Raw genomic sequence first — 12689 nt, 5'->3', positions numbered from 1 at the left:
AGAATATTGGGTCGATAACAGATACGTGGCAGGATAAAAGATAAATATTTTATGAAAAAAACTATCATCACATTATTATTATGCGTATTTGTTAGCCAAGCTAATGCTGGTATTCGTCAGTATGGTGCTGACTTAGAACACGCTAATTGGCAGTTAACTAATAACTCAAGGCTAGAGTGCACCTTATCACACCAAATACCTAATTATGGTGAAGCAAAATTCTACAGTACGGCAAACCGTAAAATGAATATGGAATTTGAACTCGATATGATGCGTTTACCTGATACTTATTCATTAGCAGAAGTTCGTTCTGTTGCCCCTAATTGGCGCCCTGGAAAAAATGGTCGAACTCTTGCCAATATGAAACTTCATAAGCAGTTTGCGCCAAGTCTACCGAAAAAGGTTGCTTGGAATATGCTTAATGAATTAGAGCAGGGCATGAACCCCACGTTTTACTATAACGATTGGTATAGCGACAACGATCTTATTTCTGTTGGTATATCAACGGCTAAGTTTAACCGTGCCTACCAAGAATTTATTGGTTGTGTCAGTAACTTACTTAATTACAATTTTGATGATATTTCTTATACGGTATTAAATTATCAATTTGGTGGTGATAGTTTAACCAAATCATCTAAAAAGCGTTTAACGATGATCGCAGAGTACCTTTCTTTAGATCAAAACTTAGAGTTGGTGCTTATTGACGGTTATACTGACAGTTATGGTGGCAGAAACGATAACTTGAAAATATCAAACCGCCGAGCAAACACGATTCGAGAGCATTTTGTTAAGAGTGGTATTGACCCTAGTCGAATTGAAGCAAAAGGTTATGGCGAAAAGCGCCACATTGCTGCTAACAATACCGTTATTGGTCGTGCACAAAACAGACGTGTTGTTATTAGAATGGAACAACCGTAAAGACGAATGTACTGCAAAAAAATTATTTTATAAAGAATCAGTTGAATAGGCTGGTAGGTTATCTTAATCTATCAGCCTATTTTTTTATTGGATCTTCCATAATGCGACCATTGTTTAAGTCTTTATTTGCACTATTGGTTTTATCGAGCTTTACAAGTTTGGCAAAAACCAATGACGCATACACCTATGCTAATTACGACCAAGTAAAAACAACCCACATCTATTTAGATCTAGCGGTTAATTTTGATGAAAAATCACTCGCTGGTTTTGCAGAATTATCGTTAGAGTGGTTAAGTAAAACTTCGCAGCCGATTATTCTCGATACCCGAGATTTAATCATTGACCGTGTAATGGCTCAAACTGAAGCAGGACAATGGCGTGGGGTAAGTTTCACACTGGCTAATCGTGATAACGTGTTAGGTTCAAAACTCACCATAAACAATACTTTTAAAGCACAAAAAATTCGTGTTTATTACCAATCAACTGAAAAAGCATCAGGTTTGCAATGGTTGTCAGCTGAACAAACGGCAGGGAAAAAGTATCCTTTCCTATTTAGTCAAAATCAAGCGATTCACGCACGTTCATGGATACCTGTGCAAGACACACCTAGTGTTCGCGTAACTTATACCGCTCGTATTACTACGCCTGATAATTTATTAGCGGTAATGAGTGCAAATAACGAACCTAATACCGCTCGTGACGGCGATTACTTTTTTAGTATGCCGCAAGCAATCCCTCCATATTTAATTGCAATTAGTGTCGGCGATTTAGAATTTAAAGCGATGAGCAAGCAAACGGGTATTTATGCTGAAGCCAGCATTTTAGATGCAGCGGTTAGTGAGTTTGACGATACACAAGCTATGATTGATGAGTCAGAAAAAATCTTTGGTCCTTATCGTTGGGGACGTTATGACTTACTGATATTACCGCCTAGTTTTCCTTTTGGTGGTATGGAAAACCCACGTTTGTCTTTTATTACCCCAACAGTTATTGCTGGTGATAAAAGCTTAGTCAATTTAATTGCTCATGAACTCGCTCATTCTTGGTCGGGTAACTTAGTGACTAATGAAAGTTGGCGTGACTTATGGTTAAACGAAGGTTTTACCAGTTATGTTGAAAATCGTATTATGGAAGCGGTATTTGGTGAAGACCGAGCTGTTATGGAACAAGCGCTTGGTGCACAAAGTTTAAATTATGAAATTGCTGAATTAGCGCCGGGTGATACTCAACTTTATATCGACCTTAAAGGACGTGATCCTGATGACGCATTCTCAGGTGTTCCGTATGTGAAAGGTCAGTTGTTTTTAATGTTTTTAGAGGCTAAATTTGGTCGAGATAAATTTGATACTTTTATTTTAGATTACTTCAACAGCCATGCCTTTGAAAGTTTAGGTACTGCCAATTTTGTTATTTATTTGAAAAAAAATCTTACTGATAAATATCCAAATATTGTCAGCGATAAAGAAGTTAATGAATGGATTTATGAACAAGGACTACCTAGTTATGCGCCGCAGCCTACATCAAGTGCATTTACCACTATCGACGGTCAAATTAATAGTCTGTTAAGTGATAAAATAACGTTAGCGCAATTACCAACTAAAGCATGGACCTTGCATGAATGGCTGCATTTTATTAATAACCTACCGGTAACATTACCGACTGAGCGGATGAGTGCACTCGATAAAGCGTTTAACCTTACCGCCAGTACTAATGCTGAAATTGCACATGCTTGGTACTTATTAGCATTAAGAACCGGTTACGATACTGTTTACCCTGCGATGTCAAAATATCTAATTGCTATCGGTCGTCGTAAGTTAATTGTACCGCTTTATAAAGCGTTAGCTGAGACACCTGCAGGTAAAGCTTGGGCACTTAATGTCTATAAAAAAGCGCGCCCTGGTTATCATGGTTTAGCGCAAGGCACTATTGACGGTGTCTTAAAAGCTAAATAACATTCAACTAAAATGATAAAATAAAAACGCCACGTTAACATTTATTAACGTGGCGTTTTTTTATGTGATTTTGTGATGTATATATTAATTATTGCTGTTTTCTTCAACGATCACATCAACTTGTCGTAGCTTGTTTTGCTGTGAAATAACAACTCGGATGCTATGTTGTTTTTGGTTAAAGTTTAGCGTTAAACGGCCACGTTTCCTTTCTTGGTTTAACGCTTGCCCATATTCTTTTTGATAAAACTGGATAACTTCCTCTTCGGTACTTTTTGTAAAATAGTTTATAACCGCAGGTGTCTCATCGGTAAATTCAGCAAAAACTCGCGCATCACTCATGGCCGGTATGGTCACCATTGCTGTTTCTTCTGCGATAGCAAGGTTGACGTTTATCAACATAAAAGCGACTAATAGTGTTTTCAAGGAACAAGTTAATCGACTTGATAAATTTACGGTACTTAGGTTAAACATAATATTTGATCCTTTAACGGGCTTAGCTAAATCTAGTGTGTTGCTAGGTAATTATCAAGAATATTGTTAATAATCTAATCATTACCGCTATATAAGGCATTGTTTAAATAACAAATAATAATAGCGGTAATAAGTACCTAATCGTATAAATAACGCTAACTAACTGATTAATAATTAATTAACATGAACGGTCAACAAAATCATCTCGAAAGTTCATTCGGTATCAACAAAGTCATTTCTGTAATGATCAACCCATAGCGCGGTTGCACCACATATAGCGACAGGCATGACCACTAGATTAATAATAGGGATCATTGAAAATATAGCCGTTGTGATACCAAAGCTATAACTTAATCCTTGCTTTTGTTTGAGTGCGTAACGCATTTCATTAAAGTCAATTTTATGATTATCAAAAGGATAGTCTTTATATTGAACGGCCATCATCCAAGCTAAAAATAAAAACCAAAATATTTGTCCTATAACCGGCAGTATCCAATAAAGAATAAAAAAACCAATAGCGCGCGGTAAATAGTAACGTAATTTACACCATTCTCTTGATAACGTTCGTGGTACATCTTTTATAACATCGAGGGTCGAAGCGGGTGGTATTGTTTTACCACAGAGCAATAATTCCATCTTTTCTGATAGCAAACCATTAAAAGGTGCGGCAATCCAGTTGGCGACTGAGCTAAATATAAAAGAAAACATCACTAACAAAAATAATAAAGCGACTGGCCATAAGAAAGCACTTAACCAAGATAGCCAATCAGGAAGCCAGTTATCGAGCATAGTCATATAGGTATCAAGTTCTAAAAATAGACCATAAAAGGCGACACTAAATAATACTAAATTAACCAGTAGGGGTATAAACACAAAACGGCGAATACCTTTTTCTCTGATTAATTCAAAGCCCTTAATAAAATATCCGGCACCACTGTTAGCTAACGGTTGATTAATAATTGTATTCATTGGCTGATTTTTATCCTTACATGCTTTCTTTAACTGTGATTATAAAATAAATTGATAAATTGAACAGATGTTTCATGTTACAAAATATAGATAACTCTGGTAAAATTTTATTGCTGAGTATTATCAAAGTATAACAATAAAAGGTTTCTGTGTTTTATGCGTTTAAAGCATATAAAACTTGCTGGTTTTAAATCATTTGTTGACCCGACTAAAGTGCCATTTGAACAAAGAATGACAGCTATTGTTGGGCCAAACGGTTGTGGAAAATCGAATATCATTGACGCTGTTCGTTGGGTACTTGGTGAAAGTTCAGCGAAAAATTTGCGTGGTGATGCCATGACCGATGTGATTTTTAATGGCGCAGCAACACGCAAGCCGGTCGGACAAGCATCTGTTGAATTGTTATTCGATAATATTGATGGTCGCATACAAGGCAATATGGCCGATCGTAATCAAGTTTCTATTCGACGCGTTATAAATCGAGATAGTCAAAATACATATTATTTAAACGGTAGTAAATGCCGCCGTCGAGATATCACCGATATTTTCCTGGGTACCGGTCTTGGTCCTCGCAGTTATGCGATTATTGAGCAAGGTACTATCTCAAAACTTATTGAATCTAAGCCGCAAGAGTTACGTGTTTTTATTGAAGAAGCCGCGGGTATTTCTAAATATAAAGAACGCCGCAGAGACACTGAAAATAGAATCAGACATACGCGAGAAAACCTTGAACGTTTAAACGATATACGTGTTGAGCTTGGTTTACAAATCGACAAACTGCATCAACAGGCAGAAGCCGCTAAGCGTTTTAAAACGTTAAAAACTAGAGAGCGTAAATATAGAGCTGAGTTGACTGTTTTAAAATGGCAAAAATTTGATCAGCAAGCTAACGAGCAAAAACAACAAGTAAGTCAATATCAAACAGAAATAGAAGCTTTGATTGTTGAACAGAAAAAAATCGATATCCAGTTGTTTGATGCTAAACAAAAAGTGACCATAGGCGGAGAGTCTAGCGGTGAGCTACATCAACAAAAATTACTATTAAGTAATGATATTGCTCGTGCAGAACAAAACATCAAACATTTAAAGCAACAAAAACAGAAAGCCCAACACGATAACAGTGTTACCCAGCAACAGCTGATTAATGCGCAACAATTGGTGCTAGCCGAGCAAGAACAGCTCCAAAAAAGCACTTTAAAAATTACCGAACACGTACCTGAACTTGAACTCATAGAGCAGCAACTGCTTGAGAGTCAAATTCAGTTAGAAGGCTATATTGAACAGCAGCGAAATGAGCATCAGCAATGGCAAGCTTTACAACGCCAACATCAAGATACAAATGATCAACAGCTGAGTGTTAATCAGCGAATCTCTCAGTTAAGCGAGCAGATAAGTCAGCAGCAGCAGCGCCAACAATCATTAACACATTTATTAGCGAATTTAACCAAAGAGAGCTTCAGCGAAAATGTCGAGAGTACTGCTGAGCTTGGAAATAAGCTACTTAAGCAAGAAAAACACCAGCAATCTTTACTAAAACAATATAAAGATAATGAATCAAACCAACTCGTACTCGTTACCCAAATCAGCCTAGCCTCGAAGCAGCAAGCACAGTACAGTGGTGAAATAGCAGCATTAAAGCTTTATTTACAGCAGTTACTGACACAACAAAATCAACAAGCAGGTTGGCGCATTAAGCAAAAAGAATGGTTAAGTGTGCGCGGGCAAAAAGTTCTTGGCGCTGTTTTTCAATTATTAACCGTAGAAACAGCCTGGCAGGCAAGTGTCGAATTAGTGCTACATCATTGGTTACAAGGCGAGTTGGTTGAATATTTCCCCACAGAAGTCACCATTGAACCACTATTTTTAGTACTTGATCAACAAATAAACAAGACTAGCGCGACTCGTTCAGTGAAAGTAACAAGCGGCACATTGGCCGAACAAGTTAAAGGCTTACCGGCAATAACGGCCTTGCTAAATAATATTTTTATTGCCCAAGATTACCAACAAGCACAACAGATAATGTTAACGCTTGCTGATCATCAGTCAGTTATTTGTAAAGATGGTACTTGGTTAAGTCGATATTTTCTGCGAAAAGGAAGCGCTGAAAATTTTGATGCCTTGCTACAGTTAACGGATAATATTAGCCAGACCTCAAAAAAAGTGACTGAGCTAACACTCAGTATTCAAGAATGCCAAGATAAAGAAAGTCAGCTGATAAAAAGCAAAGAACAATTTGTTAGTGACGCTAAGGCACTTAAAACGGCAATCGAACAATCTACTTATCAAGTTCAGGCTTTACAGCAAAAAATTGCTTTGGCTAAACAAGCGGCAGAGCAACGCGATAAACAAAGTACCCTTTATCAACAAGAGCTAACAACGCTAGAAAGTTTACTGAGCCAAAACAAAAAATTATTATCAGTACAAGAAGATGCGCTTACAAAATTACCAAAGCATGATGCCGAACAGCTTATGCATATCAGCAGTGCACAAGAGAGTTTACAAAGAAAAATTCAAGACAGTCAAGAAAGTAGCCAAAGGTTCCATCAACAAAAACATCAGCAAGCGTTAATTATTGAAAAATTGAATCATGAGCAAACTCAAGGCCAATTATCCTTAGTTCGTGCGCAAGAAAGTATTCAACAACTCACCAAACAACAACGCATGCATCAAGAAATCGTTGAAGAGTGTGCATCGCCGTTGCAAGTTGATGAACAAAAGTTACAAGCATGGTTAATAGACGTTGCGGAACTTGATGGAAAAATAGCAAAGATACAGCATGATACAACAGACTCTAAAACACTGATTAGTGATGCAGAATTAAAAGTTCAGCAACTAACTAGAAATATTAATAGTAAGAAAGAGCAAATTAATGCTGTTCATTTAACCGCAGAAAGTTATCGTTTACGTGCTGATGCGGCACTCGAGCAACTTAATGAAATGCAACAGAGTTTATTGGCGGTGCAAACCGCTATGCCAGATCAAGCAAAAGAGCCTTTATGGCAGGCTCATATTGTTAACTTAGGTAAAGATATTAATCGTTTAGGGGCAATAAATCTTGCAGCTATTAATGAATATCAAATACAATTTGAGCGAAAGACCTATCTTGATCAACAAGATGAAGATTTAACCCAAGCGATTAATACGTTAGAATTAGCCATTGCTAAGATAGATAAAGAAAGCCGTCACAAATTTAAAAATACCTTTGAAAAAATTAATAGTGATCTTAAAGCATTATTTCCTAAGGTTTTTGGTGGTGGTAGTGCCTATTTAGCCTTAACAGATGATGATATGCTTGAAACGGGTGTTACTATTATGGCTAGACCGCCAGGTAAAAAAAATAGCACTATTCACTTATTATCTGGTGGCGAAAAAGCGCTGACCGCATTATCATTAGTGTTCGCAATTTTTAGGTTAAATCCTGCACCATTTTGTATGCTTGATGAAGTCGATGCGCCTCTTGATGATGCTAACGTTAGTCGTTTTTGTAACTTGGTGCGAGAGATGTCGCAAACTGTACAGTTTATTTATATCAGCCATAATAAAATAGCGATGGAAATGGCGAGTCAGTTAACCGGTGTTACTATGTTTGAACCGGGCGTATCAAAAATGGTAGCTGTAGATATTGATGAAGCAATCGCTATGGCTGAATTAGAATAAGTACAAAATTAAGTAAAGCTAAACAAAGCTGAAAATAGAATAATAAAAGGCTATCCGATGGAATATAATTTCAGAACTGCATTGATTGTTATCAGTGCTGTGGTTATCACGGCAATATTTGTTCATGGTTTTTGGACCATAAGAAAAAATAAAAACCCTTATAAGCTTAAAGCAAAAGCTGAAAAAGTTGAGCCTAATAACCGAGGTTTTGATGGCTCAGGCTTTGATCAAGATGGTGTTAGTAAACCAAGAGTCGTTGAAAACTCACTTGGTGCTCAATCATATGATGAAGAGATGCCTATGCCATCGACAGCTGAATATGAAGAACAAGCTACCTCATATCGCGAATTTAGTGCCGAAGATGATGAACCAAGTTTGGGGGACATGTCTTCTTTTGATGAAACTTCTGCTAAAAAAGATAACAACAGTGCTGATTTACGTGATCATGATGCATCATTATTTGGCTCGGTTACCGCCAAAGAAGCGGCTGTTATTGAGAGAATTGAAACACCTGTCTATCAAACACCGATAACATCAGCTAAACAACCATTGAAAACGTCGGCGCGTTTTACTGAAAAAGCGCCTGTTAAGCGAGACCAAATAGAGATAAATTTTGGCAGCGAAAGCAAGGAAAGTAAAAGCGCGGCCAAAAAAGAATCGATAATCCCTCAGCATAAAAAAGTGGAAGTTGAACCTGAAGTACTGGTTATTTCAGTGGTTATGCCTGAAAAACAGCAAATGTCAGGTGCCGCACTTTTACCGACATTATTAACCTTGGGTATGAAATACGGAGAGATGAACATCTTTCACCGCCATCAAGATAATGCTGGAAATGGTAAAGTTACCTTTAGTTTAGCAAACATCATGAAACCAGGAACATTTGACCTCGACAATATGGAAAGCTTTACTACACAAGGTATTAGCCTTTTTATGATGTTACCTAATGCGGGTGATGCTTCCGTCGTCTTTGAGCAAATGCTCAACGCAGCAAAGCAACTCGCTTTAGAATTTAATGGTCAATTATTAGATGACAAACGTAATGTTATGACCAAACAAACAGAACAACATTATGTGGGTAAAATTCGCGAATTTACGCGAAGAAATTTAATCGCCTCATCTTAAAATCAAGCAAACTCTGACAGGTTAATTTATTGATTAACCTGTAATTTAAACTCTTTCAAAAGTAATTCATTCTTATGTCATCACCTGCTAATGCGACTCGAGTACAAGAGCTTCATCAACTTATCAATCAATTAAATCATCAATATTACGACCTAGATGAACCCAGTGTTCCTGATGCAGAATATGATCGCTTAATGCGAGAACTTATTTCAATTGAAACAGCAGAGCCAGAATTAAAATTACTTGATTCACCGAGTCAAAAAGTCGGTGGGCAAGCGTTAAAATCTTTCAGTCAAGTGACACACCAAGTACCGATGTTATCGCTTGATAACGTGTTTTCTGGGGATGAATGGCAAGCTTTTGCTAAGCGTGTAAAAGACCGTTTGCTTTCAAAAGAAACTATTAAATACTGTGCTGAGCCAAAACTTGATGGTTTAGCGGTGAGTTTACGCTACGAAAATGGTGTTTTAGTACAAGCAGCTACGCGCGGGGATGGGGCTGTTGGTGAAAATATCACGGTAAATGTTCGCACGATCAAATCGATACCTTTAAAATTAACCGGTGATAACTACCCTGACATATTAGAGGTTCGCGGCGAAGTTTTTATGCCCAAAGCCAGCTTTAATGCGTTAAATGCTAGTGCGCTAAAAAAAGGGGAAAAGATTTTCGCAAACCCAAGAAATGCAGCTGCAGGTAGTTTACGCCAATTAGACTCAAAAATAGCCGCTAAACGCAACTTAGCTTTTTATGTCTATGGTATTGGTTATGTTGAACAAGCATCAAGTCAAACATTAGGTGAAGAGTGGTTAGAAAATTCACACTATCAACGTCTTTGTCAGTTAAAAACATTGGGTTTACCTATGTGCCCAGAAGTTAAGTTGCTGAGTGATTCGTCAGAAGTCGCCAGTTTTTATCAATATATCATGCAAGAACGTGACAATTTAAGCTATGAAATAGATGGCACGGTTTTTAAAGTTGATGATATAGCCCTGCAAAAAAAATTAGGCTTTGTTGCTCGAGCGCCGCGCTGGGCAACCGCTTATAAATTTCCGGCACAGGAAGAGACAACACAATTACTTGATGTTGATTTTCAAGTTGGCCGAACAGGGGCTATTACTCCGGTTGCGCGTTTAAATCCTATTTTTGTTGGTGGTGTAACCGTCAGCAATGCGACCTTACATAATCAGGATGAGATTGAGCGTTTAGGTATCAAAATTAATGATTTTGTTACGATAAGAAGAGCGGGTGATGTCATTCCACAAATTGTCAGTGTTCAATTGCAAAAGCGTCCTGAAAATTCTCGTGACATCGTTTTTCCGACAACTTGTCCAGTATGTGATTCTGCTGTGGTTAAGGCTGAAGGCGAAGCCGTGCTACGTTGTACGGGGGGCTTATATTGTGGCGCACAACGTAAAGAAGCGATTAAACATTTTTCGTCACGAAAAGCCCTCGATATAGATGGTTTAGGCGATAAATTAGTTGAGCAATTAGTCGACGAAAACTTGATTAAAACCCCTGCTGACTTATTTAAGTTAACAGAACTAGACGTGAGTACCATGGCTCGTATGGGTAAAAAATCGGCAGATAATTTAATTTCAGGTCTAGTAAAAGCAAGAAGTACTACATTGCCTAAATTTATTTATGCACTCGGTATTCGCGAAGTAGGTGAAACCACGGCAACCAATTTAGCCAATTATTTTCTTAACTTCCCTGCAATCAAAGTAGCGAATGAAGAGACTTTGCAAAAAGTGCCTGATGTTGGGGCGGTTGTTGCTAAAAATATTATACAATTTTTTCAGCAAGACCATAACATTGAAGTGGTCAGTGAGCTTGAAAGCATAATGTCGTGGTCAGATATTGAAGTGAAATCTGCAGAACAACAGCCCTTAAAAGATAAAATATTTGTCTTAACAGGCACCTTGACACAAATGGGGCGCAACGAAGCTAAAGCAGAATTACAAGCACTGGGCGCTAAAGTCTCAGGCAGTATCTCAGTAAAAACTGACTTTTTGGTCGCTGGTGAAAAGGCTGGGTCAAAGCTAACAAAAGCGCAAGACCTAGGGGTAGATATATTGACCGAAGATGAGCTGGTAACCTTACTTGCAAAACATAAATAAGGTTATTACTGATCCCTAGGTGTTAAATAATAAATAGCCGGTTAAACAATAAACAACCGGTTAAATAACGATCAGTGCGTAAACAAACAAAAGCATAGGTAAAGGTAATATAACGGTAAAAATAATGGCCTCACACCATTCGATTGTTGAATAAAACTTTCGCCACGGTTTATTCTCTTGTTTATTTGATTGTAAAGTCACAAAGAAGAAAATAAAACTTGCTACCACTAAGGTCTGTAAAGCCGCAAATAAAATAAATATAGCGAACCACACCAAGACAATAGGGGTGCTTTGTTCAATTTGCTTACTTAACATAAAAAATAGTGCAAACGAGAAACAGCTCCACGCTAATAGTTTCCAGCGATATGAAGAACAAGTAATGGCGATATTATTGAATAGTGCTGGTGTTAACCGATATTTCATATAAATTCTAAAAGATGATAATGATTAATAATTTTGTCACGCTTGCTGCGGGACTTGCAAGATTTAATAAATATTATCAATACATAGAACCTCTTTATCTAAATAAATTTCATTACTTTTATAATTAACTCTTGTGATGAATTCGTGATAACTTCGTGAAACCTTCGTAATATTTGCTGCGCATACTGAATGTGAAATCATTTAGTCATCAAAGGAAAGTTATGAAATTTTTTAAAGTCGCATCAGCTATCGCATTAGCTTGTTCAAGTTCAGCATTAATGGCACAAACCATTGATATTCAAATTACTAACCTCACCCATGCACAACATTTTACGCCACGCTTAGTTATAGCCCATGATAATTCTGTTGATGCTTTTGAACCCGGTGTTGAAGCTACATCAGCATTAGCATGGCTTGCAGAAGCGGGTGTCATTGATGATGCGCAAAATGCTGCATCAGCAGGTCAAAACTTTGAAGCACTTTTAGGCCCTACAGATACCGATAATACAACGAATACATGGCACCGTTTTGATGGTTTAGTCGCGCCATCAACATCTTTAAGCTATGCCTTTGATACGATGGATAAGCCTTATCTTTCAATTTTATCTATGTTGATCCCAACGAATGATGCATTTGTTGGCTTAGACAGTATTAAAATTCCAACTACGCCAGGTACTTATACTTATATGTTGCACGCATATGATGCAGGTACAGAATTAAATGATGAATTAAACAGTATGCGTACTGATATTGTTGAACAAGGTGGTGCTGCACTTGGTGGTTACGGTGTTCCAGGTGTTGCAGGTGCAGGTGCTTCTCCAGTGCCATTAGGTGTTGGCGGAACAGGTGTTGCAGTAAAAGTTGGTTTTGCTGAAGATGGTAGTGCAATTGGTGCTAATGAAGTTGTTGATGGTACCGATGGTCCCGTACATATTCATAGAAATATTCTAGGTGATACCAGTCTTACCGATGGAGCAAGTGATTTGCAATCGACAGAGCATCGTTGGTTGAACCCTGTTGCCCGAGTAACCATTACTATCCCAGCATCTTAATTTAGGGA

The 12689-nt window shown here is 37.7% G+C and carries 9 protein-coding genes; 6 read left to right on the top strand and 3 right to left on the bottom strand.

Going from position 1 to position 12689, the window contains the following annotated elements; translation table 11 throughout:
• Positions 1 to 51: 51 nt before the first annotated feature.
• Complete coding sequence (locus tag H4J75_RS12885; protein WP_182222367.1) at positions 52 to 918, top strand: OmpA family protein; 867 nt, start codon at positions 52 to 54, stop codon at positions 916 to 918.
• 101 nt (positions 919 to 1019) lie between these two features.
• Positions 1020 to 2870, top strand: a complete 1851-nt coding sequence (locus H4J75_RS12880) for a M1 family metallopeptidase (RefSeq protein ID WP_182222366.1) — start codon at positions 1020 to 1022, stop codon at positions 2868 to 2870.
• Positions 2871 to 2954: 84 nt separating this feature from the next.
• On the opposite strand, the gene H4J75_RS12875 is transcribed toward H4J75_RS12880, so the two are convergent.
• Positions 2955 to 3341 carry a hypothetical protein gene (locus H4J75_RS12875; RefSeq protein WP_182222365.1) on the bottom strand — a complete coding sequence of 129 codons (387 nt, stop codon included), beginning with the start codon at positions 3339 to 3341 and terminating at the stop codon, positions 2955 to 2957.
• 213 nt (positions 3342 to 3554) lie between these two features.
• Positions 3555 to 4310, bottom strand: coding sequence for a sulfate transporter CysZ (gene cysZ, locus H4J75_RS12870; protein ID WP_182222364.1), 756 nt, complete (start codon positions 4308 to 4310; stop codon positions 3555 to 3557).
• Positions 4311 to 4466: 156 nt separating this feature from the next.
• Here cysZ and smc point away from each other — a divergent pair, with 156 nt between their 5' ends.
• The 3 genes from smc to ligA all read left to right on the top strand — a co-directional run bounded on the left by smc (position 4467) and on the right by ligA (position 11206).
• A complete protein-coding gene (gene smc / locus H4J75_RS12865; RefSeq protein WP_182222363.1) occupies positions 4467 to 7967 on the top strand; it encodes a chromosome segregation protein SMC in 3501 nt (1166 codons plus the stop codon).
• A gap of 57 nt (positions 7968 to 8024) precedes the next feature.
• Positions 8025 to 9089, top strand: a complete 1065-nt coding sequence (gene zipA, locus H4J75_RS12860) for a cell division protein ZipA (RefSeq protein WP_182216306.1) — start codon at positions 8025 to 8027, stop codon at positions 9087 to 9089.
• Between the two features lie 74 nt (positions 9090 to 9163).
• Positions 9164 to 11206: an NAD-dependent DNA ligase LigA gene (gene ligA, locus H4J75_RS12855; protein ID WP_182222362.1), complete on the top strand. Its 2043-nt coding sequence runs from the start codon at positions 9164 to 9166 to the stop codon at positions 11204 to 11206.
• Between the two features lie 60 nt (positions 11207 to 11266).
• Here the strand turns inward: ligA and H4J75_RS12850 are convergent, their stop codons facing one another.
• Complete coding sequence (locus H4J75_RS12850; RefSeq protein ID WP_182222361.1) at positions 11267 to 11629, bottom strand: hypothetical protein; 363 nt, start codon at positions 11627 to 11629, stop codon at positions 11267 to 11269.
• Between the two features lie 221 nt (positions 11630 to 11850).
• On the opposite strand from H4J75_RS12850, the gene H4J75_RS12845 reads away from it, so the two are divergent.
• Entirely contained in the window at positions 11851 to 12681 is an 831-nt protein-coding gene (locus H4J75_RS12845; protein WP_182222360.1) for a spondin domain-containing protein, read from the top strand.
• The last annotated feature ends 8 nt before the right edge of the window (positions 12682 to 12689 follow it).

The organism is Colwellia sp. BRX10-1, from assembly GCF_014077545.1.
Taxonomy (GTDB): Bacteria; Pseudomonadota; Gammaproteobacteria; order Enterobacterales; family Alteromonadaceae; genus Colwellia_A.
The sequence above is the reverse complement of the archived record's forward strand: the minus strand, read 5'-3'. Positions and strand labels throughout refer to the sequence as shown.